The sequence below is a fragment of the Corynebacterium sp. HMSC30G07 genome (assembly GCF_001806945.1).
Classification (GTDB): domain Bacteria; phylum Actinomycetota; class Actinomycetes; order Mycobacteriales; family Mycobacteriaceae; genus Corynebacterium; species Corynebacterium riegelii.
Window position 1 is genome coordinate 1 of sequence record NZ_KV786468.1, and the last position, 23,062, is coordinate 23,062.

General features: G+C 60.3%; 26 protein-coding genes and 1 pseudogene. 9 read left to right on the top strand and 18 right to left on the bottom strand.

The annotated features are described in order from the left end of the window. Positions 1–184: 184 nt before the first annotated feature. Positions 185–961 carry an ATP-binding protein gene (locus HMPREF3104_RS07405; protein ID WP_052205464.1) on the top strand — a complete coding sequence of 259 codons (777 nt, stop codon included), beginning with the start codon at positions 185–187 and terminating at the stop codon, positions 959–961. 91 nt (positions 962–1,052) lie between these two features. After that, positions 1,053–1,217, top strand: a pseudogene (locus HMPREF3104_RS12085) (terminase); the annotation flags it as partial. Here HMPREF3104_RS12085 and HMPREF3104_RS07410 read toward each other — a convergent pair. Continuing rightward, positions 1,218–2,447, bottom strand: coding sequence for an MFS transporter (locus tag HMPREF3104_RS07410; protein ID WP_070495012.1), 1,230 nt, complete (start codon positions 2,445–2,447; stop codon positions 1,218–1,220). Positions 2,448–2,538: 91 nt separating this feature from the next. On the opposite strand from HMPREF3104_RS07410, the gene HMPREF3104_RS12610 reads away from it, so the two are divergent. After that, positions 2,539–3,216, top strand: coding sequence for a TetR/AcrR family transcriptional regulator (locus tag HMPREF3104_RS12610; RefSeq protein ID WP_070495013.1), 678 nt, complete (start codon positions 2,539–2,541; stop codon positions 3,214–3,216). Positions 3,217–3,464: 248 nt separating this feature from the next. On the opposite strand, the gene HMPREF3104_RS07420 is transcribed toward HMPREF3104_RS12610, so the two are convergent. From HMPREF3104_RS07420 to HMPREF3104_RS12750, 3 genes are all read right to left on the bottom strand, one after another. Next, positions 3,465–3,656 (bottom strand): hypothetical protein, encoded by a 192-nt coding sequence (locus HMPREF3104_RS07420; RefSeq protein ID WP_070495014.1) that lies wholly within the window; start codon positions 3,654–3,656, stop codon positions 3,465–3,467. Positions 3,657–4,084: 428 nt separating this feature from the next. Beyond that, entirely contained in the window at positions 4,085–4,222 is a 138-nt protein-coding gene (locus tag HMPREF3104_RS12480; protein ID WP_168156364.1) for a hypothetical protein, read from the bottom strand. Beyond that, positions 4,223–5,368: an ImmA/IrrE family metallo-endopeptidase gene (locus HMPREF3104_RS12750; protein WP_070495016.1), complete on the bottom strand. Its 1,146-nt coding sequence runs from the start codon at positions 5,366–5,368 to the stop codon at positions 4,223–4,225. A gap of 642 nt (positions 5,369–6,010) precedes the next feature. Here HMPREF3104_RS12750 and HMPREF3104_RS07435 point away from each other — a divergent pair. Further along, positions 6,011–7,225: an ATP-binding protein gene (locus tag HMPREF3104_RS07435; protein WP_070495017.1), complete on the top strand. Its 1,215-nt coding sequence runs from the start codon at positions 6,011–6,013 to the stop codon at positions 7,223–7,225. Positions 7,226–7,278: 53 nt separating this feature from the next. On the opposite strand, the gene HMPREF3104_RS07440 is transcribed toward HMPREF3104_RS07435, so the two are convergent. Further along, on the bottom strand, positions 7,279–7,692 hold the full coding sequence (locus HMPREF3104_RS07440; RefSeq protein WP_256388265.1) for an arsenate-mycothiol transferase ArsC: 414 nt from the start codon (positions 7,690–7,692) through the stop codon (positions 7,279–7,281). 9 nt (positions 7,693–7,701) lie between these two features. Next, entirely contained in the window at positions 7,702–8,781 is a 1,080-nt protein-coding gene (arsB, locus tag HMPREF3104_RS07445) for an ACR3 family arsenite efflux transporter (RefSeq protein ID WP_070495019.1), read from the bottom strand. A gap of 82 nt (positions 8,782–8,863) precedes the next feature. Here arsB and HMPREF3104_RS07450 point away from each other — a divergent pair, with 82 nt between their 5' ends. Next, on the top strand, positions 8,864–9,211 hold the full coding sequence (locus HMPREF3104_RS07450) for an ArsR/SmtB family transcription factor (RefSeq protein ID WP_070495020.1): 348 nt from the start codon (positions 8,864–8,866) through the stop codon (positions 9,209–9,211). Between the two features lie 28 nt (positions 9,212–9,239). Here the strand turns inward: HMPREF3104_RS07450 and HMPREF3104_RS07455 are convergent, their stop codons facing one another. From HMPREF3104_RS07455 to HMPREF3104_RS07465, 3 genes are read right to left on the bottom strand one after another with little or no spacing between them, the layout of a single operon-like run. Beyond that, positions 9,240–9,716, bottom strand: coding sequence for a carboxymuconolactone decarboxylase family protein (locus HMPREF3104_RS07455; protein WP_052205472.1), 477 nt, complete (start codon positions 9,714–9,716; stop codon positions 9,240–9,242). 51 nt (positions 9,717–9,767) lie between these two features. Next, on the bottom strand, positions 9,768–10,460 hold the full coding sequence (locus HMPREF3104_RS07460) for a potassium channel family protein (RefSeq protein WP_052205473.1): 693 nt from the start codon (positions 10,458–10,460) through the stop codon (positions 9,768–9,770). Then, the gene (locus tag HMPREF3104_RS07465) at positions 10,453–11,820 is read right to left on the bottom strand and encodes a TrkH family potassium uptake protein (protein ID WP_070495021.1); all 1,368 of its coding nucleotides are present in this window, start codon (positions 11,818–11,820) and stop codon (positions 10,453–10,455) included. Before HMPREF3104_RS07465 ends, HMPREF3104_RS07460 begins: the two co-directional genes overlap by 8 nt. Positions 11,821–11,965: 145 nt before the next feature. Between HMPREF3104_RS07465 and HMPREF3104_RS07470 the strand changes: the two genes are divergently transcribed. Both HMPREF3104_RS07470 and HMPREF3104_RS07475 read left to right on the top strand, forming a co-directional pair. Next, the gene (locus HMPREF3104_RS07470; protein WP_141738168.1) at positions 11,966–12,943 is read left to right on the top strand and encodes a 1,4-dihydroxy-2-naphthoate polyprenyltransferase; all 978 of its coding nucleotides are present in this window, start codon (positions 11,966–11,968) and stop codon (positions 12,941–12,943) included. A gap of 18 nt (positions 12,944–12,961) precedes the next feature. Further along, positions 12,962–13,876 carry an AEC family transporter gene (locus HMPREF3104_RS07475; RefSeq protein ID WP_070495023.1) on the top strand — a complete coding sequence of 305 codons (915 nt, stop codon included), beginning with the start codon at positions 12,962–12,964 and terminating at the stop codon, positions 13,874–13,876. 18 nt (positions 13,877–13,894) lie between these two features. On the opposite strand, the gene HMPREF3104_RS07480 is transcribed toward HMPREF3104_RS07475, so the two are convergent. Continuing rightward, positions 13,895–14,203 carry a DUF4229 domain-containing protein gene (locus HMPREF3104_RS07480; protein WP_070495024.1) on the bottom strand — a complete coding sequence of 103 codons (309 nt, stop codon included), beginning with the start codon at positions 14,201–14,203 and terminating at the stop codon, positions 13,895–13,897. A gap of 41 nt (positions 14,204–14,244) precedes the next feature. On the opposite strand from HMPREF3104_RS07480, the gene HMPREF3104_RS07485 reads away from it, so the two are divergent. Continuing rightward, positions 14,245–14,502: a hypothetical protein gene (locus HMPREF3104_RS07485; RefSeq protein ID WP_070495063.1), complete on the top strand. Its 258-nt coding sequence runs from the start codon at positions 14,245–14,247 to the stop codon at positions 14,500–14,502. Positions 14,503–14,660: 158 nt separating this feature from the next. Here HMPREF3104_RS07485 and HMPREF3104_RS07490 read toward each other — a convergent pair whose 3' ends face one another. The 8 genes from HMPREF3104_RS07490 to hemL all read right to left on the bottom strand — a co-directional run bounded on the left by HMPREF3104_RS07490 (position 14,661) and on the right by hemL (position 22,055). After that, complete coding sequence (locus HMPREF3104_RS07490) at positions 14,661–14,900, bottom strand: helix-turn-helix domain-containing protein (RefSeq protein WP_246816382.1); 240 nt, start codon at positions 14,898–14,900, stop codon at positions 14,661–14,663. Positions 14,901–14,973: 73 nt separating this feature from the next. Beyond that, the gene (gene galE, locus HMPREF3104_RS07495; RefSeq protein ID WP_070495026.1) at positions 14,974–15,975 is read right to left on the bottom strand and encodes a UDP-glucose 4-epimerase GalE; all 1,002 of its coding nucleotides are present in this window, start codon (positions 15,973–15,975) and stop codon (positions 14,974–14,976) included. A gap of 3 nt (positions 15,976–15,978) precedes the next feature. Beyond that, positions 15,979–17,004 (bottom strand): c-type cytochrome biogenesis protein CcsB, encoded by a 1,026-nt coding sequence (gene ccsB / locus HMPREF3104_RS07500; RefSeq protein WP_070495064.1) that lies wholly within the window; start codon positions 17,002–17,004, stop codon positions 15,979–15,981. 71 nt (positions 17,005–17,075) lie between these two features. Then, the gene (locus tag HMPREF3104_RS07505) at positions 17,076–18,719 is read right to left on the bottom strand and encodes a cytochrome c biogenesis protein ResB (RefSeq protein ID WP_070495027.1); all 1,644 of its coding nucleotides are present in this window, start codon (positions 18,717–18,719) and stop codon (positions 17,076–17,078) included. A gap of 10 nt (positions 18,720–18,729) precedes the next feature. Then, on the bottom strand, positions 18,730–19,509 hold the full coding sequence (locus HMPREF3104_RS07510; protein ID WP_070495028.1) for a cytochrome c biogenesis CcdA family protein: 780 nt from the start codon (positions 19,507–19,509) through the stop codon (positions 18,730–18,732). 3 nt (positions 19,510–19,512) lie between these two features. Then, positions 19,513–20,088 carry a TlpA disulfide reductase family protein gene (locus HMPREF3104_RS12305; protein WP_052205482.1) on the bottom strand — a complete coding sequence of 192 codons (576 nt, stop codon included), beginning with the start codon at positions 20,086–20,088 and terminating at the stop codon, positions 19,513–19,515. A 33-nt stretch (positions 20,089–20,121) separates the two neighbouring features. After that, on the bottom strand, positions 20,122–20,724 hold the full coding sequence (locus tag HMPREF3104_RS07520) for a histidine phosphatase family protein (protein ID WP_070495029.1): 603 nt from the start codon (positions 20,722–20,724) through the stop codon (positions 20,122–20,124). Further along, positions 20,721–22,055: a glutamate-1-semialdehyde 2,1-aminomutase gene (hemL, locus tag HMPREF3104_RS07525; protein ID WP_083278999.1), complete on the bottom strand. Its 1,335-nt coding sequence runs from the start codon at positions 22,053–22,055 to the stop codon at positions 20,721–20,723. Before hemL ends, HMPREF3104_RS07520 begins: the two co-directional genes overlap by 4 nt. 20 nt (positions 22,056–22,075) lie before the next feature. Between hemL and HMPREF3104_RS07530 the strand changes: the two genes are divergently transcribed. Continuing rightward, positions 22,076–22,918, top strand: a complete 843-nt coding sequence (locus HMPREF3104_RS07530; protein ID WP_070495031.1) for an NAD(P)-dependent oxidoreductase — start codon at positions 22,076–22,078, stop codon at positions 22,916–22,918. Positions 22,919–23,062 lie beyond the last annotated feature (144 nt).

A 23,062-nucleotide genomic window follows, 5' to 3' on the forward strand; every position in this document is an offset into this window, starting at 1 on the left:
ACATCATGCCCTCTCACCAACCCAGGCCGGTTTAATCAACCCGCCCGACAGGCCATGATCTGCCAGCCATAACACCGCCTGAAACACCACCGGTGGAACACGCACGCGATACCCGCGGCGCATATCTGGGTGGGTCTGCCCAGTTCAGCATGGAAAACCTCACGAAGAAAGGACCCCTACAGTCATGACACAGCCACAACCAGCATCAGCATCAGCGCGCTTTCCTGATGAATCGATCCTGCCTGTCTTTACCGATCTACGTATGACGGCTTTTGGCCGAACCGTGATTGATATTGCAGCAGATCCCATCTTCGACTCGTGGAGCTTTTCTGACAAAGTGCTCTACGCGCTGGATAAAGAAGTCGCGGCCAAGCGTGAACGACGAGTCAACAAATTACTCAAAGCATCCCGATCGCCAAATCTCGATGCGTGTATCGAAGACATCACCTACACACCCGGCCGCAACCTCAACAAAGAGCAAATCACCAGACTCGCTCACTGCCAATGGTGCCAAAAAGCGCAAAGCATTGTCATCCTCGGCAAATCATCCGTCGGCAAAACATACCTGGCCCAAGCACTCCTTACCGCTGCGTGCAGAAACGACTACTCTGCCCGTTTCTTCCGCACAGACACCCTGGCCAACCAGCTGATGGTGCTACGCCATGATGACACAGCACGCATGGAGTTTCTTCAAGACTTACACCTGGCAGACGTACTCGTGCTTGATGACTTCTTAACAACGCCGATTGATGCTGCCACAGCACACCAGCTGCTCAACATTCTTGCTGAGCGTGAACACCGGGGCTCAACCATTGTCACCTCCCAGTTCACACCCGATGAGTGGTACAAGTCCATCCCGGATGCTGTCATCGCCGAGTCGATACTGAATCGGCTTGTCGCTGGCGCTGAGATCATCACACTCGAAGGACCAAACATGCGCCTCGAAGCCAATACGCAGTAGCGGCTCATAGTCAACGCCCGGGTGTTACCCGATACTCACTCGGGCGTTACTGGATACTCACCACAGTGTTACTAAATCCGTGGTCCTAACAGCTATCGCGTCCCCATTCGTGGCCATGTCTCAGTCGTTTAGCAAGCAGGCGAATACGCTCTGGTACGAGATTTTCGATGTCGTCAAAGACAACTCGCTGGTGGACTACTCGGGGCCGACTCCTGCGGATAACGTGATGGAACGGCTACTTCAGGCTCGCTCATAGTTATTGGCGTAGTGCGGGTGCGGTGTGGGCGTAGATGACGACCACTGCAATCAAGGCGATACAGACGGCGAAGGGTGCCAGCGGGTTCCACCCGTAAAGGGCGGTCGAAGCCAGCGGGGCAATCGCGTACGCCAACCCATTATTAGCGTTGATGATGCCAGCCACTGCGCCTTGCTCATCTGCACTCATCTTCAAGGTTGGGCCAGTGTTGTACCCGGGCATCGCCAGTCCCATACCTACCCCCAGCACGATACACCCGACAACCAGTAAAGCGTGCGAGGAGGTAGGCCAAATGAGCACAGTTGCAACTAGTGTAATGGCCAGACCAGTACGTAAAAGCTTCGCTGCTCCCCACCCTGTCTTTGGAGCAATCACCGCTTGGGCAATGATCATGGTCACGCCCATGATGGTCAGGTAAATCGCGGAAATACCTGCGGTCGCAGTTGCCGACAGGGCGAAGCGGTCTTGGACAGTGAATCCAAAAATCGTAGCAACAGAAGAAAACACAAGAAACATCACCAGACCAGTTGCTAGCCAGGGAGCTACACGCGGATCAGTGAAGCGAATCCGTTGAGGCTTTGCAAAAAGTTGCCCTCGGCTTTGAGGTGCGAAACTCACCAAGAGAACAACCAGACCAATCACCATCACAACGGGCATGACCACCAAGGGCAAGAGCAGGCCACCAGCAGCGGCTAACACACCTCCAGTAACACCTCCAACAATGGAGGCCATCCCTTGAGCCGCTCCAATCATGCCCAGTGCTTTTACCCGCCCGTTCTCGCTGGCAGCATGCGTGACCAGGTGGGCTTGCGCGGTCGGGGCGATCGCTGAAATCCCTCCACCATAGAGCAAACCACGAGTGATCACAACACCAAAAACTAGTCCGACACCGCCAACTACCTGGTTCATCCCCAGGTAGGAGACAATACCGAAGGCGCTCAAAGCGATGATCGCGATCACAAGCCCGGCCGCGAGTACACGTTTAGCGCCGACACGTTGGGAAGCTCGCCCCCAATAAGCACTCAAGCTCGCTAGTACAATCGCTGCCAAAGAGATAGTGGCGCCAATATGCCATTCCCGCAATCCCATCTGTCGTGACAGTGGCGCGATGATCGGATTGAGAATCATTTGCCCCATAAAGGCGAGAAAAACGATTCCCACTACCAGGTTCGCTTGCGCTCCTGGATCAATAGAGCTCTGTGTCGGCTTATTACTACGAGGGTCGGGCATCACTACACTCCATTACTAGAACACTGTTTCACTTAGGGATATTGTAGAATGGTGTTCTAGTAAGGGTCAAGGAATAAGTTAGGGTCACCTTATGAACACTGTGCTAACGGGGCGAAGGGCTGGGCTATCACGCGAGCTGATTGTCAAACAAGCTGTACAGTTAAGCGCGATCAGTGGCGTTGAGGGATGGTCAGTACGGGACATTGCCCGTGAACTGGGCGTGGTTCCCTCAGTGATTTATCATTATTTTCCAAACAAGGAAGCCATTTGTGATGCTGTTGTAGACCGGGTATGTGTCGGGATTGAAGTTCCCGACCCGGACCTTGAATGGAAAGCCTGGTTTCGAGCTATGGCTCACAATCTACGCCCCGCATTGTTAGCATATCCGGGGATTACCGACAGGTTCGCGCGGGGCAAGTTCACCGAACAGTTTTTGCCGATGATCGATGGAGCCTGGGCCAAACTACAAGAAGCTGGGTTTGGTGACAATTCGCCTGTGGCCTACACAATTATCGCGAACTCGATCATCCACACGATCGGAGCGAGAAACCTGCGCGCATCCAATCAAATCCAGCCTCGCCACAACCTGCACGAAATGCTTGTCAGGCTTGAGCCTATGATGGCTCAATCTGTTGGACTGACCAGTATTGTCAACTCTTACCTGGAGCCTCTCTCACACTCTGATGAAGAAGAAGCGATGTCCGAGGAATACTACGACCTCGTCATCGATGTGATCCTAGACGGCATCGAACACACCCTGCTGCCTTAACTCTGACCCACTTCTCAATCATCGTCTTAGTGAGCGCCCGCACAGCGGTGTACTTCAACACAGCGGATGTAGCCCAGTTGATAAGCCGGGTCAGTTCACGTTCACCCCTCGCGTTCTCATGGTCACGGAGACGGTTAAGTAGTTCTTCCTGATACGGATTATTCATGGTGTGCCCTTCATCCAGGTATGGGTAAAGGGAGCCAAGGCACACACCCTGACCCCCTTCGCTGCCTGCTACGGGCTAGCGTCTACTCGGTAGCACCCGCCGTGGTCGGCTCCACCACATCCTGTTCAGCCGTCGCCAGCACCTCCGGGCGGAACACGGAACCGCCGTACACCTGGAGGCCCGTAATCGCACGGGTGAAACGGAACGGCAGCATGGACGATTCCGCCACCTCCGTGATCTGGTAGCCGAACGCGGTAGCCATCGGGTGGCCCACAATGACACCTCACGGCCCGCCACCGTCGGCACCGTCGGCGCGGAAATGATGCGGAACCCGAGCAGGCGACCAATCTCACCGTTCAAGAGATTGCTGTTGTTCACTGCCTTGTCCAGGCGCTCGTCGTACAGCAACGCCGATTCCATCTCGGGGCCAACCATCACGAAACGGTCAGTCTTCGGAACCGAAGTGGCGTTGAGTTTCTTACGCAGCGCCACCAGCGTCTTGTACGCGTCCTTCTTCTCAATGTCGAGCGGGAGGGTGCCCACCTTGTTGGAGTTCTTCACTCCGTCCTTCATGAGCTTGCCGATGTAGGTATCGACCTGCTCGGACATGCCTTCCACTGCCTCGCTGACTGCCCCCGGCTTCACGTCCAGAGCAGACTGGACGGAAGATACCAGCGGAATCTTGAAGTTAAAGTAATCGCCCTAGTCGATCTTGAACTTGCGGTCGCTGAACTCAAGGTCTTCAACAACCATGTCTTCGGACTCGTCGTACGATTCAAAAATGTCTCGCGGACGGTGATTGAACGCACCGATCACGATATTCGTATCGATGAGGTACACCTATGCGACCTCCTGCATACGAGTAACCGCATTCTTCAGCGTCGCAGTCTTTGCAATGCCCAGTTGGCGCGAAGCTTCCTCTTGAGAAATTGCGCCATCTGCATATGCGCCGGTTACTGTGTCCAAGAACCGGCCACCCAGCCGAGACTTCAACGTGACGAAGAAGTCACCGCCTCCACTAACAATCGGAGGCGTAGGGTTCGAGGGACGTTGCCGAAGGAATTCCTGCACTTGTGGTTTGCCAAGGCGGCGCTGCCCCACAAGGGACCACAGTGTCGTATCCGCGATTACCCGGTACGCATCGTATGCCCATTCAGTGATGTGTTTCAGATCGGGATTTCTGTCCCATTCCTGCAACAACGCATGCTGCGGCAGAAGCAGGGCAGCTGCAAACCTGTTACACCATCGCTCTACATCGTGATGATCGTTCATGGCTCCAGTGAGCCCTTCTGCAGCGAGTAGTACGTGGCCTAGCTCGTGAGCAAGGCTAAAGTACTGCCCAACTTTGTAATCACTGCCGTTGATGAAGATCAAGGGGTAAGCACCATCGAGCAGTGTGAAAGCACGAAACTCGTCGATGTCGAGTTTGCGGTGGTTGTTATTTCCAAGTACGGAGTTTCGCATCACCAAGACACCGCAGTGCTCCATTGCCTCCGCTAATTCCAGCACATTCTCTCGACCAGTAGCCGCCCTGCCTGGCTTCCATCCAGCATCGGCGAGCTGAGGAAGTAATGCACGCACGGCATCGTCCGGGTTATCACGTAATGTCCATTCGCCACCGAAACGTGGGGGCTCAATGCCTTCTGCACGAGCAAATTCGGCGTACCAACCCAAACGCCGCTCACAGGCGTAAATCGTTTCCTTCAATTCCGGGCTGAACTCGGTTACTTTCTTACTGTCTACGGTGCGGAAATCTGGAAAATCCGGTTGGTCATCCGTGGGGTCGTCGAGAAGCAAGTATCCAAACGGGATACAAGCAAGCGACGCCAAGTGCTGAGCCTGACGCAACGTCGGGGATACCTCCCCTTCCAGCCATTGCCGGACCAACCGAAAATCGCTTTTTTGGGCAAGTTCTTCAACCGTGACGCCGGTCCGCTGTAGGGCCCAACGCAACGTCGATGCTGCAATGTCGACTCGAACAGTCATCACTCACCTCCCGCTAGTTACGTAGTTTTTACCTTAGCGGAGGAGCCCAACAAACATCTCCGGGGAGCTACAGCTATCAAATTGATACAAACGAGTTTTCATGCCTGCGGAACTAGCCTCGCTCATGCTAGGGTTCATGTCAATCGTTCAGCCCGCCTCCGAGCCAAGCTCAGAGTGTGGGCTGGATTTCTTATTGCAATCTGGCGGATCCCTTCGTACTCCGGCATCGCCCGCACCGTCACCGCGCTGACCTGAGTTGGTCGACGGGAAGGGTGAAGCGTCCTGGGTTCCGTTCCGCTTACTAAACACCCAGCATCTGCACGTACGGTGCACCGTTACCGGAAGCGGTGTAGACCGTGGCACCGCCCTCACCGATCGCGATCGCGCCGACCGCGTCACGGTTGCGCACCATGGCTCCGGCCCCGCCACCGCCACCGGCACCCCGTCCGGACCGGAGCTGAAGGTGTTCGCGCGTAGCAGGGGTGGCTCGTGGACGTGTTTATCGATGGGTTGCGGGCGCAGGTCGAAGGGGCGTCGTAAAGCAAAGGCCCACAATGCACTGGTAGCCTGCTTGGCCCGGATTTCAGGTATACCTGAAACTATGCTCAATTCCGGCGTGAATTTCAGGTATATTCGAAATCTATGAGAGTCCTGCACCCACGGCAGCAGTACCTGGATAACCTGCTGGCAGTCACCGATAACGACTTCGTGCGCATCATCACCGGCGTGCGCCGCTGCGGAAAATCGACCCTCCTAGAGTTGTACCGTCGCCACCTGCGCGAGCACGGCACCCCGGAAGACGCCATCATGGTGATCAACTTCGAGGACCAAGCCAACGCAGCGCTGCGGGAACCGAACGCTTTCCACGATGCCGTCAAGGAACGCATCGCAGCCGGCCTGCGCTACCTCCATGTCGATGAGGTGCAGGAACTGGAGGATTGGGCGCGCGTGATCAACTCACTGCGGCTCAATGAGCAGCTGGAGATCTGCGTGACCGGCTCCAACGCCTCCCTGTTCGTTGGCGAGTCGCTGACCTATTTGGCGGGGCGCTACATCGAGATCCCGATGCTGCCGCTTTCCCTGGCGGAGTTCATGGAGTTCCGCTACTCGGCGGACGAGCGACCGGGCCTTGATCGCGCGTTTCAGGAGTGGGTCACCATCGGTGGCTTCCCCGCTACGGTGCAGCTCGCGGACCCGGTGGTGATTCGTCAGGCGAACTCCTCACTCTTCGATTCCATCTTCACCCGCGATATTTGCCTGCGCGGCCAGATCAGGGACACCGACGCTTTCCTGCGCGTGGCCCGCTTCCTCTTCGACAACGCCGACAACCCGGTGTCCACGAATCGCATCGTGGGCCACCTCAAGCACGAGGGACTCAAGGCGTCGAGTGAAACCGTGGACCGCTACCTCGGCCTGATGTCGGACGCGCACCTTATTTATCAGTGTCGGGATTACGACACGAAGGGCAAGCGGTGGCTGAGCACCAACGGCAAGTTCTACTTCGTCGACCCGGGGTTGCGCACCGCGCTGCTCGGCTCCCGCGCGTTCAACTTCGGCCACGACCTGGAGAACATGGTCTATCTGGAGCTTCGCCGCCGTGGCTACCAGGTTTCCACCGGCAAGGTACCCGGTGGGGAGATTGATTTCATCGCCAATGACGGTCAGCGCACGCTCTTCGTCCAGGTGGCGCTCACGGTGGCTGAGCCTGCAACGCTCGCGCGCGAGCTCGCGCCGTTCGATACCCTGCCCACCGGGTCCCGCTGCGTCCTCGTAACGACGGACCGCTTCGCCCCCGACACCGGCAACGTCTCGTGGCGCGACGCCATCGAGGTGCTGGCGGGCGCGGCGCTAGACTAGCGCTTCGTAACAAAGCTACTGAAACTCCTACCCGTCGCCCCCCCGCTTGGTAGTTACTGCCCCAACATCTCGTCGATAAGCGCCTGCACGCGATTGTCAATGTCGTCGCGGACGAGGCGCATGCGCTGCATGCCTTCGATGCCGCGGAGCGACGGTTCGTCGGTGCGCCAGCGCTCCAGCGTGCCGCGGGCGTCGTCGGGCATTTCTACCTGCGCGTCTTCGCCGAGCACCACGACGCGATCAACGCTGCGCAGCAGTTCCGGATCGATGGGTTTGGGCGTGCCGTGCGACATGTCGGCGCCAGCCTCTGCGATCGCCTCGACCGATTCCTGGTTCAGCAACATGCCAGGTTTAGTGCCCGCGGAGTGGATGCCAATCCGACTACCCGCGTGCTTCTCGGCGAGCGCCGCCGCCATCTGAGACCTTCCGCCGTTGCCGACGCACACAAACAGGACAGAGGGCTTCACAACGTCTCCTTAGGACAACTTGGGCAAGGTGGGATCGCCCGGGAACAGTTTCGGCCCGACCCCGCGCATGAGGTAGACGAGGCCGACGAGGATAGGGATCTCAATAAGCGGACCGATGGTGCCCGCCAACGCCTGGGCGGACGTGGCGCCGAAGGTGCCGATCGCAACGGCAATGGCCAACTCGAAGTTGTTGCCCGCCGCGGTAAAAGACACGGACGCGGACTGGGCGTAGCCCATCCCGGATACCTTGGACACCACAAGTGCAATAGCGAACATGCCAACGAAGTAGCACAGCAGCGGGATCGCCACCCGTGCCACCGTCCACGGTTGGGAGAGAATCTGGTCGCCTTGTAACGAGAAGAGCAGAACGATTGTGTACAGCAGGCCGATCAGTGCGAGCGGGGAGATCCGGGGCAGGAAGGTGTTTTCGTACCAGTCGCGGCCCTTGGTGCGCTCGCCGATGATGCGAGACAGCAGCCCGGCCAACAGCGGGATGCCTAAAAAGACCAGCACGGAGGACACGATCGCCCAGAAGGAGAATTCCACCGAGGTGGTCTCCAAACCCAGCCAGCTCGGCAGGATTTGCAGGTAGAACCAGCCGAGCACCCCGAACATGACCACTTGGAACACCGAGTTGATGGCTACGAGCACTGCGGTGGCTTCACGGTCGGCGCAAGACAGGTCCGACCACACCAGCACCATGGCGATGCAGCGGGCGAGGCCGACGATGATTAGGCCGGTGCGCAGCTCCGGCTCATCCGGCAGGAAAATCCAGGCGAGCGCAAACATGAACGCGGGGCCGACAATCCAGTTCAAGATGATTGAGACGGTCATTAACCGTTTGTCGGTGGCAATCTCGCGGGTCTTGTCGTAGCGCACCTTGGCCAAGGGCGGGTACATCATCACCAACAGGCCGAGCGCGATCGGAAGCGAGATGCTTCCGACTTCGAGGCTCTCAAGTGCGCCCGAAAGCCACGGCACCGTTCGGCCGAGGGCGAGGCCCGCTGCCATGGCGAGCATGATCCACACCGGTAGGAAGCGGTCAAGAAATGACATACGCTCTACTGGCTGAGAGGTTGTGTCTTCCATCTGGAATCCTTATCGATTGACAGCATTCAAAACGAACACTAAGCGTCATATTTATCACTGTCAATATAACGAGGTAAGAAGCATGAAAGATTACGTCGCCCCTACAGAAAACACTGACCGCGACTGCTGCTCACTGGGCTCCGGTCTGCTCTCCGAAGCCGACGCGACGCGTTACGCGGACCTATTCAAAGTTTTAGCGGACCCCGGCCGGCTACAACTTCTCTCCAGAATCGCCGAAGAGGGCTGCGAGCCGATGAGCGTGGGCGAACTCACGCAACGCTCCGGGCTAAGCCAACCGACAGTTTCCCACCACCTCAACATGCTTACCAAGGCCGGCCTCCTAGAAAAGAGCCGCCAGGGCAGGACGGTCATACACCGGCTGCGCCCGGAGCTGTTCGAGGAACTTCGCACCGTGCTGCAGATGGACTGAGACTAACGGGGCAGGGCTTCAATGTTTGTCATTCATTACCGAGGTCAAACGCGTCGACCCGTGAAAGGCTTCGTGGATCCATCCGGGTGGTGATGGCTATGCGGTTCCACGCGTTGATTGCGACAATCGCCATCAATACGTTTCGTGCTTCCTTTTCGCCGAGCTGCTCCTCGACGTGATCCCAGAGTTCATCCGGAACGGAGCTCTCGCCGTTGATTCTCGTCACTGCATCGGTCAGTTCGAGGACGGCTCGTTCTTTTTCGGTGAACTGTTCACGGTTGTCGATCCAGTTCTCCGCCTGCGAGACGCGTTCCTTGGACCAGCCGTCTTTCCTTGCGTCGCGTCGGTGCATTGCCAGGCAGTAAACACATTGGTTCAGCGCGGATGCACGAAGTTGGACGAGGTGTGACGCGTCCTTTTCAACCCGTGCACGCACATAGGTTTCCAGGCCCAGCATCGGAGCGTAGGCAACTTTGGGGATCGGCTTGCGGGGTGTGTTCGACATGCCACAACAAGATACATCAACTCCCCCGCACCGCGGCCAGCAACAGCGCAACTACAGCTGCGAGAACCGCTCCAGGTCGTCGGGCGCACCGGCAAGCACGACCAGGTCAGAGGCGGTCAGTTCCATGCCTGATGCAAATGGGCGCCACTGGCCCGACCCGGTACGCACTGACACCACTTGCACGCGGTGTTTGTCCCAGAGACGCGAGGCGTCGCAGGGCTCGCCGATGAGGGGGCGCGGCGGGACCATTTTGATCACGCCGTAGTTTTCGGCGAGTTCGGCGAAGTCCTGGAAGCGTCCGCCGAGCAGGTGGGCGACGCGGCGACCGGTGTCGTGCTCTGGGCGGATGACGTGGGCGACGCCGAGGCGTTGCAGGATGCGGGCGTGGGATTCGGAGTCGGCTTTGGCCCAGATATCGGGCACGCCGAGATCCACAAGGTTCGAGGCGGTGAGGATAGATGCCTCGAGTGCGGAGCCGATACTGATGACGGCCCGTTCCACTTCTTGCACGCCGAGTTGGCGCAGGGCTTCGGGGTCGGTGGTGTCGGCCACGATGGCGTCGGTAAGCAATGGTGCATGCTCGCGCACGAGTCGCTCATCAGCGTCGATGCCGAGGACCTCCACGCCGTGGTGGGTGAGTTCGTGGGCAAGCGCGCCACCGAAGCGACCAAGTCCAATGACCACAACCGGCGGGATGTCGATGCGTTGTTTGCTCCGAAACAGGGAGCCGGGGAAGTTAGCCAATGAACGGCCTTTCTACTGGGTAGTCGTACCTGCGCACGACGTTACGGGTGGCAAGCGCCGCCACGAGGGTAAACGGGCCAATGCGCCCGAGGTACATCAAAAGACACAGCACGAGTTGAGAGGGCGTGCTTAGCAGCGAGGTAATGCCCGTGGACAGTCCAGTCGTCGAAAACGCGGAAATGACTTCGAAAATGACCTGGTCGGCGGTGAATTGTGGGTCGAAAACGCGCAGTGCCGCCACGCCGAGGGTGACCGCAGTAACGCCTGCGGCGGCGACCGTCATGGCCTGGCGGACCACCGACTTTGGGACGGTTCGTTTGCCCACGGTGGTCTGGTCACGCCCAGCAAACTCAGCTGCCATAGCGGCAAGCAGCACAATCGCGGTGGTGAGTTTGATACCGCCGGCGGTACCTGCGGAACCACCGCCGATGAACATGTAAATGTAGGTGACCATGAGCGTGATCGGGTGGGCGTCGGCGTAGTCGATGGAATTGAACCCGGCGGTACGCGGGGTGACGCCGCTAAAGAACGCGTTGAGCAGCTTCGTGCCGGTGGCCATGCCAGACAAGAGCCCCTGCCATTCCAGCACTGCGATAAGCAACGTCGCAGTGAACACGAGAAACGCGGTACCTGTCAGCGTCATGCGGGTGGTCACCGACAGTCGCCGGGAACTCACCGGGGTGCCGTGCACCATGCCACGGATGCGCTCACGCAGGCGCGCCATGAGTTCGGAGAGTACCGGGTAGCCGAGTCCACCAGTCATGAGCGCGCCCGCCAACGGCAGCAGAATCCATCCGTCGGTGTGATACGAGATCAGACTGTCCGAGCGCAGCCCAAACCCGGCATTGTTGAAGCCGGAAATGGCGTGGAAAATCCCCTCCCACGCCGCACGGTGGACAGGCATGTCGTAGTGCAGCAAGAACCGGAAGAATAAAACCGTCGCGACAAGTAGCTCGAACCCCAGCGTGAGCAGGAGCGTTGCAACGAGAGTGGCGCGCACCCCGCCTTCTAAAATTGGCCTGCCTTCCGCTGCCGTGGAGTGGCGCGAGCGCAGGTTCACCCGGCCGGTCAACAGCATGCCGGTGAGCGACGTGATGCTCATGATCCCTAAACCGCCAACCTGGATCAGGGCAAGGACAATCACCTGGCCGAAGAGGTTCCAGTGACCACCGGTGTCCACCGTGACAAGACCTGTCAGCGTCGTCGCAGACGTTGCTGTAAACAACGCATCCATCACCGGTGTTGTGGTGCGGTCGGCGGAGGCGAATGGCATACACAACAACGCGGTGCCACTGAGAATGAGCAGGATAAAACCGAGTGCGGTCAACCGCGCCGGTTTGAACCACCTCAAAGAGGCCATAGTGTTCACCGACGAAAGTTTACTCCTACTGCGCTACCGACTGCGACCGAAACAGTTGCACATCCTCGTCGGTATACGCCGCGGCGATTTGGGTCTCGGCGGACTACACTAGCCCAGCGCAACGCTTGGGTGCATGATGGAGTGCATGACTGATTCCGCCGCATTGCATCACTGGTGGGAGGCCGCACGCCCCCACACCTGGCCGAACGCCTTCGCCCCCGTCATCGCCGGTACGGGTGTCGCGGCGTACTGGGGTACTGAGGGCCCGCACGTGGGCAAGGCGCTACTCGCGCTCCTTGTGGCCTGGGCGTTGATCGTTGGCGTGAACTTTGCCAATGACTACTCCGATGGCATCCGCGGTACTGATGAAGACCGCACGGGCCCGGCGCGCCTGACGGCGTCAGGTACGGTGCCGCCGGAAACCGTCAAGCTCGCAGCATTTGTGGCGTTCGGTGTAGCTGGGGTGTTCGGGTTCATCCTGGCGGCAACTTCATCGTGGTGGCTGCTGTTGGTCGGCATTATCTGCATCGCCGCGGCGTGGTTCTATACGGGCGGCACGCGTCCCTACGGCTACGCGGGCTTTGGCGAGCTGGCCGTGTTCATCTTCTTCGGCCTCGTCGCCGTGATGGGCACGGAGTTTGTGCAGACCGGATTCCTCTCCAGCGAAGGCTTCCTGTGTGCCGTGGCGATCGGTTCGATCTCGGCCGCGGTGAATCTGGCCAATAATATTCGTGACATCCGCACGGACGCCGCCGCCGGCAAGAAAACCCTCGCGGTGCGCATTGGTGATTCTGCGTCTCGAACCCTGTTTACCGTCCTCACCCTCATCCCATTCGTAGTCACCATCCTGCTTGGATTCAGTACTCCGCTGGTGTTTGTTGGGTTTGCGGCGTTGCCGTTTGCGGTGGCGTCGATAGTAATTGTGCGCCGCGGCGCAACTGGCAAGGACCTGATCCCCGTACTAGGGATGAACGGCAAAGCGATGCTGATCTGGTCAATCGCAACAGCCCTCGGCTTGGCCTTCTTCGGTGCTTACTTCTGGGGCCAGCCGGTCCCCTACACCGAAGGCGGTGCCGACTTCGGGTGGTCCATGCATCTGCCTCCGGCTGGCATGCCCTTCTAGTGGCGTAAGCTGTCCGACATGCTTGATGTCTTAACCGGTTTCTCAATCATCTTCGTGGTGATTGGTGCCGGTTTCTTTCTTGCCCAGAAAGGCATCATTCGTCAAAACAACCGGCTGATGTTGAACCAGATCGCGTTCTACATCGCCACCCCTTCGCTGATTTTCTCCAGCGTCGCGGTATCCGATACCAGCGTGTTCTACTCCAAGGTGGTTGGGGTGGTGGCGGTGGCGTCCGTAGGCATCATGGTTTTGTACTGGCTGTTGAGCTTTTTTTCTTTTAAACGCCCAGTCGCCGAAACCATGGCCGGCGCCGCCAGCTCCAGCTACTACAACTCCATCAACATTGGACTGCCAATTGCCACCTACGTGATCGGGGATGCCACCTATGCCGTGCCCGTCCTGGTGCTCCAAGTAGCAATCCTCACCCCACTGATCATCACCGGCCTGAACTGGGGCGGCGCCGAAAAAGGCGCGACTTTGAAAGCAATCGTGGCCGGCCTGACCGCGCCGATGGTCATCGCCGCTATCGCCGGTTTCGTGGTGTCCGCCTCCGGCTGGACGGTGCCCGAACCCATAATGGCGCCGCTAGAGATCCTCGGCGGTGCGTCCATCCCGCTGATCCTGATGAGCTTCGGCGCCTCCCTGAAGGGCGACGGCGTCCTGCACGAGGAGCGCGTACCAACCCTGGTTGCCTCCACCTTAAAACTGGTGGGTATGCCGGCGATGGCGTGGGCCATCGGCAGCGCGTTTGGGCTTAGCGGCTCCGATCTCTACGCCGCGGTCATCCTCGCCGCCCTGCCAACCGCGCAGAACGTGTACAACTACACCGCCACCTACCGCGTCGGCGAAACCGTGGCGCGCGACACCGTCTTCATCACCACATTCCTCTCACTGCCGGCAATGCTGGTGATCGCGCTGCTGTTCGGGCACTAGCGCTGGGGTTGGCTTGGGTTAACGCTGGGCGAGCTCGCCCTCGATCCAATCCTTGCGCGCCTGGCGCTGGGCCTTGAACTGCGCCAGCGCCTCCGTCGCCTCCACACGCTGCTTGGTAAAGACCAGCATGGACAGCGGGAACGCCACAATCAACGCCAGCAATGCAGAGATAATCAACGGCACCGGCGCGCCAATCAACATGGCCACGCCCTGGATCACCACCGTCAGCGCCAAAAACAGCAGCAAACGGTACAAGCCGTAGATGGCGGCCGCCTTGTTTGCGCGGGCGCGGGCGTTCGGGTCAATGGTTGGTTGCGTATCGGTCACGCTTCCCAACCATAATGCGACGACTAGTAATGTTGGAATCTATGGGACGCGTACTTCTCATCCTCCTTGTCATCCTTGCCGTCTACCTCATGTGGCGCGCCTTCGGCCCGGGTTCCGCCGAACGCTACGGAACCCGCGCCCCCGAGCAACGCCCGGCCATCAAAGGCCCTGATGATGACGAAGAGTTCCTCTGGAACATTGAGAAGAACCGCTTCAAGGAACGCCGCGCGAAAGAAGAGGCGGAACGGCGTAAGAAAGAGGAAGAGGAGCGGCGGAAGCGTCGCGAAGAAGGGCAGTAGCGGGGTTGCCCGGGCGCCGCGCGTGGGCTGGCGCTGAAAACAAATGCGAGATCTTTCAGCGTCCTGCGGTTTTCTAGTCACATCCGTAACAAATCGAAATGTTTGCAATGAGGCCAGTGTGACAGGTGGGGTTAGCGCTGGTCAGGGGGCTTTCGGGGCTAGGCGCCGGCACCAGAGCTGGGCGTGAGCGACAGCCGAAGGCCGAGCACCTCAGCAACCGCGGCGACTTTCTCCCAGCGCACGCCCTCACCACCATGCTCGATGGTGTGCAGCGTGGAGCGGGATACACCAGCAGCGCTGGCAACGTCCTGCTGCACGCGCCCAAGCTCGCGGCGCTGGGAAGCCAGCTGCTCCCCCAGCGCCAACAACGTCGGGTTGCTGCTGGCGGGTTTGCCCACCTTATTGCGCGGCTGACTGCGTGGCTGACTTCTTGGCTGGCTGCGCGGTTGCCCCTTCGCCACACTGCCACTGCTAGTCACCGCGCAGCCCTTCCTCTTCGTCCAACACCGCCGGTAGGTGGTGTTGGGACCAGGTGAGGGCGTGGCGTACGCCGTCGATAAGCGAAAGCTCCGGGGACCAACCAAGGACCTCCAAAGCTTTGGTGGTGCGGGTGGCGCAGCCGACAACATCGCCGTCGCGCGGCGGGGCGGTGCGGATCTCCAGGGGTGTGCCGGTGGCCTCGCCGAAGGCCTCGGCAAGTTCGAAGACCGTGGTGCCCTGGCCAGTGCCCAAGTTGATGGTGGTGTGGGCGTGAGAAGTCTCGGCGAGGAAGCGCAGCGCCGCCACATGCGCACGCGCAAGGTCCCACACGTGGACGTAGTCGCGCAGACCCGAGCCGTCTCGAGTCGGCCACTCAACACCCGTAACCGTAAACGGCTCGCCAGCAGTGTGGGCCTCAATCATCTTGCCCATCGCGTGCGTGGGGTGCGGGTTCTGCAGGCCGGTGCGCATCTGCGGGTCAGCGCCGATTGGGTTGAAGTACCGCAACGACAAGGAGGTAATCACAGGCGTGTCTTCCAGCACACGCTCCACCATCCGCTTGGACGCGGAGTACGGGCTCAGCGGGTTGACCGCGCTGTGCTCATCCACCATGTAGTCCGGGCCTGGCTCATACATGGACGCCGTGGAGCTCAAAATGAACCGCGTGATGCCGTGGCGCTCCAGGGTCTGCAGCAGCTCGATGCTTTTGGCCACGTTGTTGTGGTAATACGCAAGCGGCTTTTCCACGCTCTCCGGAACGACAATCTTCGCCGCGCAGTGAATCACCGCGTCAATGTCAGGATGCTCGGTGGTGATGCGCTGGATCAGCGCAGTATCCGCAATATCGCCCTCGTAGTAATCAAAACGCTGGGCGAAGGCGCGAAGGCCGGTAGAAAAATCGTCCAGAATCACCGGCGTGATGCCGCTGTCCGCGCAGCAGTTGGCGATGGTGGAGCCGATATAGCCAGCCCCACCTGTAATCAGGACCTTCATGGTTTAGTTCAGCCCAGCGTAGGAGTGCAGGCTCGCAGCAACAAAGTTCACATACGTCATGTTAAACACCGTCATTGCCAATGCAAAGACGTTGATCCACGCCGCCTTGGAGTTTTTCCAGCCAGCGGTTGCGCGTGCGTGCAGGTAGGCCGCGTAGAGCACCCAGGTGATCATGGACACGGTTTCCTTCGCGTCCCAGTTCCAGAACCGGCCCCAGGCAACCTCAGCCCAGATCGCGCCGAAGACGATGCCAATGCCGAACAGCGGCAGGGTCACAATCGCCGTCTTGTACGTGATCGTGTCCAGGGTCTTCGCGCTTGGCAGCGGCTTTGCAATCGCACCGAAGAAGCCGTGCTCCTCACCCTTCGGCTGCCACATGCGCAGCAGGTAGAGCAGTGCGAACGCGCCGGAGACAACACCGATGGACGCACCGATAGACACCGTGGACACGTGGACCGGCATCCAGTAGGACTGCAGCGCCGGCACCACCGGAGCGGCCTGCAGGTGGAACACCGTGGAGTTTAAGAACATGGTGATCACCATCGGCGCAAGCAGCCACGGCCACAGGGAGTGCCAGCCCTTGCGCTGCACCACGGCTGCCGCGGTCACCATGATCACCGCCGTCATGAACAGGATGTACTCATACAGGTTGCCCAGCGGGAAACGCTGCGCCGCAATGCCGCGGGTAACAAAGGCGACAATGTGCAGCGTCACACCGAACCAGACCAACGCCTGGGTCATGTTCGCCCACTGGCGCGCCTTGCCCACGCGGGTTTCATATTCAGCGTCCAGCGCGGCGCTATCAACCGGCTCCTCGGGGCGCTCCTTGGTCAGCACCGAAGAACCAGCGCCAACGGCCACTTTCTCCTCCGCACGTGCAGCGAGCTCTGCACGCTCACGGCGAAGGTCCACGATGCCAAGCAGGCGACCGTAGTAGATGCAGGACATGAGCAGCGCAGCGATGTAAATGACAAACGCCGTGCGGAACGTCAAGTCCGAAAGTGAGGCCATTGTTGTATCCACGAGCATGTGCATTAACGTACCCCACTTACCAGGCCAATTCCAACCTTTTGGCGGGTCACAGGCCTGTTAGCAACGTCCTAGAGGTCACCCTCTTCGAACTCTTCTTCGCTCTCATCGTGGGTGCCAAGGATCACGCCCACCAGTTCCTCGAACTCGCTGCCCCAACCGGCGCGGTCCGTGCGGGCAAGGCCGGCGATCTCTACGCGCGTAACGGCCTCCCCGGCCGCGGTGGTCTCCGGGTGCAGGCGCACCCACACGCGGCGACGCTTGATGGTCAACGACGCCGCCAGCGCCGCCAACATAATCATCGTGGTCACCAGCGCCCAGCGCTGGAACGGGTCGCGGGAGATTTGGTAGTTGGCAAACTCGGCGGCGCCATCAAAACGCACCGTGATCGGGCCGGCCGGATCGCCCACGTCCACGCGGGCCTCCTCCCCCGGCTCAAGGGTGAGGCGCTGCGTCTTCTGCAGCTGGCCGGATGCAATGAGCGACTGGTCCAGTACGAAAATGTTCTGCGGGCGGCCGGTGTCCAGGCCGGCGTCGCCCACATACACCTCCACCGCCATCGCCGGATCCTCCATGGACGGGAAGGCGGACTGCAGCATGTCCTGGTTCGGACCGGTCCACTGCGCCGTTGGCGCGAACACGCCCTCAAACGCCAGCTGGTTCTGGCGGCGTTCCATCAGATCCGGGTACATGCCTGCCGGCGGATCAAAACGCATCACGCCAGAGGACAAAAACGTTTGCAGGTCAGTCGGGCGAAACTGCACCATCTGGGTGCGCGACTCCCCGTTCGGCCACGTCACCGTAATCTGCGGCGCAAACCCGTGCCCCTGCAGGTAGACGCGGTCCTGGCCAATGCGCAGCGGGTGGTTGACCTGCAGCGTTGCCTGCTCCCACGTCTCCTTCGGCGCGGTCACGTCATCGGTGTAGGTCACGTCGGACCAAAAGCCCAACGCCTGGCCATTCGGCAGGTAATCAGAGCGGAAGTTTTGGGATTCGAAGCAGAAGGGGGTGAGCCCGGTGCCGTCGAAAAGCGAACCGGCCCTGAACACATCAAAGTTAGACGGGCTGGTGTTGCAGAATTCACGCGAGTTTTGCACGGGCACCGCATGCTCGGATTCGGAGTTGGTGACCACGATCGCCTGGCCCTCATAAAAGGCCATCCTGCCAAGGGCGAAGGTGACAATCATGCCCACAATGCCCACGTGGAACAGCAAGTTCATCAGCTCACGCGAGTAGCCGCGCTCCGCCGAAATAGACAGCGCGCCGGCACGGTCCTCCCCCGGCTCATAGACCGCGGTGTGCCAGCGGCGAAGGGCTTTTTGCGTATTTGCGCTCACCTGATCCACCGGTGCCGCCACCACACCGGACTCATGCAACGGCATGCGAGAGAGGAACTTCGGCGCACGCGTCGGCTTCGCGCGGTACGCACGCCAGTGATCCACAGAACGCGGAATGATGCAGCCCACAAGGGAGATCATCAGCAGCACAACGATGGCGACGAACCAGGTGGACGAGAAAGCGTCGAAAAACTGCAGCCTGTCGTAGATCGGCCCCATGGTGGGATTGGCCTTGAGATAGTCATCTACCAGCGACGCACTGACCTGCCTCTGCGGCAGCAGCGCGCCCGGGATGGCAGCCAAGGCCAGCAGGAACAGCAAGATAAGCGCGGTGCGCATGCTTGTCAGCCAGTGCCACGCCTTCTTCAGCATCTGCATGTTGAATCCTTTAAATTACTGTCTCTCCGAAACCGACGGTGAACTGACGCGTCCACCCAATAAATGTCTCCCACACGCCACTGAGCAGCAAAATGCCAACCGCAATCATGGCGATACCGCCGATGATCTGGATCTGGCGCGAATGCCTGCGCAGGAAATCCACACTCTTGACCGCACGCGCCGAGCCAATGGCGATAAGCAGAAACGGCAAGCCCAGCCCCAAACAGTAGGCGGTGACCAGAATCGCGCCGCGCGCCGCCGTCATGCCCTCAGTACCTGCGGCGACGGAGATGATCGCAGCCAGCGTCGGCCCAAGGCACGGCGTCCAGCCAAGCGCAAACACGCCGCCTAAAAGGGGCGCACCGAAGATGGTGGCCCAGCGTTTCGGCTGCATGCGGGTGTCTTTCTGCAGCGCCGGGACCGCACCCATGAACACCACGCCCATCAGGATGGTCACCACACCACCGATGCGCATGAGCATCTCCGCGTTGAGACGAATCATGCTAATCGCCCCGAACACACTGACCGTGGCCAACAGGAACACCACGGTAAACCCTGCAATGAACAGCGCTGCGGCACCGGCGACCGCGCCTCGTTTTCTAGTCACCCGCGGCCCGTCCTCCCCGTAGCTGACCTCACCGCCAACCACGCCCGTGAGGTAGGAAATGTAGCCGGGCACCAGCGGGATCACGCACGGGGAGGCAAAAGAGACTAACCCGGCCAACGCCGCGGCCAGCATGCCAAGCAGCAGCGGCCCTTCTGCCGCTAGCTGTGAAAACGCCTCCCCCATCGGCTACTCCGCCTCAAGTTCTGCAACCACGTCAAGAATGTCCTGGGCGCTTACCTCACGCAGGAACACCGCCGCTGGGCGGTGTTCCTTGTCCAGGATCACGGTGGTTGGGATCACGGAGCTAGGCACGCCGCCGAGAAACGCCGCGGTTTTAAACGGCGGGTCATACAAAGACGGGTAGGTCACCGCGTTGTCTTTAAGAAAGTCGCGCGAAATCTCCGGGTTCGGGTCACGCACGTTGATACCAAGTACTGTGCCCGTGCCGATCTCCTCGAAGTGCTCTTGGACCTCCTGCAGATCATCAACCTCCGCGCGGCACGGGGCGCACCACTGGCCCCACGCGTTCAACACCACGACCTGGCCAGCGAAGTCATCCAGGTTGATATCGGTGCCCGGCTCCATCAGCGACTCACCGCTGAAGTTTGCCAACGGCTTGCGGTCTGCCTGGTCATAGCGGATCTCAACCTGGCCGCCTGGAGAGTGGAACGAGAACGTGCCGCCGCTATCGCCGCCAGTAGTTGAGCAACCAGCAAGGGCGAGCGCGCACACAAGTGCGGGCAGGATTCGTTTCGTTCTCACAAGTAGCTTTCTTAAGGTTTGGCTCAGGGTTTTCTAGATGTGTCCGGCCGGAGTGGAATATGACCAGTCAATAACAACGTCACCCTCAAACACAAGTGACGTCACACTTGCCAGGTCACACTCGCGGCTGGCGTGCGCAAAAGGCTTGCCCTGCACGAAGCGCTGCACCGTGACAATGGGCAACTGGTGGCTCACCAACACCGCCTCGTGGCCCTCGGCCTTCTGACGTGCCTGCTCAGTGGCGCGATCCATACGCTGGAAAATCTCCTCGTACGGCTCGCCCCAGCTGGGCTCCCAGGGTTTGAGCATGTAGCGCCAACGCTTCGGGTTCCACAACTGGGAACGCCACCCCTTGGTGCGCAGCCCCTCAAAGGTGTTGCCGGCCTCAAGGATGTCCTCGCACGTATCCACGCTTAAACCCGTGACCTGGGCAATCGGCTGCGCCGTCTCCTGCGCGCGCTCAAGCGGGCTGGCCGCAAGGTAGGTCACGTCGCGGCCCTCGAAGAACTCCGCGGTGGCCGCAGCCATGGACTGCCCACGAGAGCTCAGGTGATAGTCCGGCAGGCGACCGTACAAAATGCGCTGCGGATTAAACACCTCGCCGTGGCGCACAAGGTGAACGATGGTGCGCGTCATGCGGTTGGCTCCGCCTGCGCCGCGGCCTTCGCCGCCGGAACCAGTGCCGCCTCAATACGGCCAAAGTCCTCATCCGTCAGCGCGGTGGAGACGAACCAGGTTTCAAACGCGCTCGGTGGCGCAAACACGCCAGCGTCCAGCAGCGCGTGGAAGAACGCCGGGTAACGCCAGGTGTCCGCAGCCTTCATGTCCGCGAAGTTGTGGCCAGCGCCCTCCGCGAAGCGCACGGACAGCATCGTCTCTGCACGCTGGATGTGGTGGGCTACGCCCTCGCGCGTCAAGGCGCTGCTAATCAGGCTGCCCAACAGGTCCGCGTTGCGGTGCAGTTGCGGGTAAATATCCTCAGAGGCCAGCTTCAACGACGCCAAGCCCGCCGCCATCGCCACCGGGTTACCGGACAGGGTACCCGCCTGGTACACCGGACCATTCGGTGCGAGCTTCTCCATGATCTCGCGACGACCACCAAAAGCCGCCGCCGGCAGACCGCCGGAGATGACCTTGCCAAACGTGGTCAAGTCACCCGCCACACCGTCCACGCCGTACCAGCCGGAGTAGGAGGTGCGGAAGCCGGTCATCACTTCGTCCAAAATCAAAAGCGCGCCGTGCTCATGCGCAAGATCCTTCAGCTTCTGGTTGAAGTTGTCCTTCGGTGCAACGGTGCCCATGTTGCCGGCCGCGGCCTCCGTGATCACACAGGCAATCTCGCCCGGGTTTTCCTCAAACGCACGACGCACCGCATCAATGTCGTTGTACGGCACCACAATCGTGTCCGCCGCCTGCGCACCGGTCACACCCGGGGAGTCCGGCAGCGAGAACGTTGCCAAACCAGAGCCCGCCGAGGCCAGCAGCGCATCCACGTGGCCGTGGTAGCAGCCGTCAAACTTGATAATCTTCGGCCGGCCCGTGAAACCGCGCGCCAAACGCACCGCAGACATGGTCGCCTCCGTGCCGGAGTTGACCATGCGCACCTCTTCAACGCTGGTGCGCTGCACAATGTGCTCTGCAATCTCCACCTCAGCCTCGGTCGGCGCACCGAAGCTCAGGCCGTCAACCATCGCCGCCTGGACGGCCTCAAGGATTTCCGGGCGCGCGTTGCCGTTGATCATCGGCCCCCAGGAGTTGACCAGGTCAACGTAGGCGTTGCCATCAACGTCGATAAGCTTGGATCCATGCGCGCTCTTGATAAAGCGAGTCTGGCCGCCGACGGAGCCGAAACCGCGCACCGGCGAGTTCACACCGCCCGGAGTCAGTTGCTGCGCGCGGGCAAACAGCTCCGCTGAACGCTTGGTGTTGGCTGAGGTTGGCATTTGACTAAAGTCCTGCGTGGTCATGGTTGTCTATCCTAGGCCATATGAAGATCGCGTTTTTAGGCCTCGGCCGCATGGGAACTGAGCTTGCACTCAAACTTGTTAATGACCACGAGCTCACCGTTTGGAACCGCACCGCAGCCAAAACCGAACCTTTGGTTGCCGCCGACGCACGAGCCGCAGCTACCCCGAAGGAGGCGGTTGAGGGCGCTGAGCTGGTCATCACCTCACTGTTCGGGCCGGATGAGGTCCGCGAAGTTGTCATTGAGCCCGGCTTGATCGCACCTGATGTGACCTGGGCGGATTCCACCACCATTTCGCCTGCGGATGCCGCCGAGTTCGCCGCCGCCGTCCCCGGCTTCGTCCACACCCCGGTGGTTGGCACACTGCCGCCCGCCCGCGCCGGCAAGCTGGGGGTTTATGTAGGTGGAGCAGATGCTTGCCGACGCCACGTAGTCGCCCAAACCGTCTCCCCCTGGGCCGCCGCCAACCCCGAGCGCCTGCGCGAAGTAGACACCGCCGCCAAGGCCGCCGTGGGCAAACTGCTGGCCAACCTGGCCCTGGCCGTGAGCCTGGAAGGCTTCCGCGAGGCGTTGGACCTTGGCCTTTCCCAGGGCCTTTCGGAGTCCGAGGTGGTTTCCATGCTCGGCTCCACCGGCCTGGAGTTCATCGTGAACATGAAGGCGCCGTTCCTGCTGGGTGAGCGTTCTGTTTCTCCTGGAGACTTCTCCGTTGACGCCATTGCCAAGGATGCCCGCCTGATGCTTGACGCCGCTGACACCGACCTGCCCGCCGTCGCCGCAGCCCTGCGCTCTTTGGAAGCACAGCAGGCCGCCGGCAATGGCGACAAGGACCTGTCCTCCGTGGTGGTTAACCGCGACGTGTAGTTCTGGGGGTGGTTGGGGCCGGTTTTGGGGTTGGTTTTGGGGCCGGTTTTGGGCGCGCCGCTGCACCAATCTCCAGATTAGTGCATTCCGGCGCCTATTTCCCCAGGTGGCTGCTCACCCTCCGGGAATTGTTTCATCTCCCGT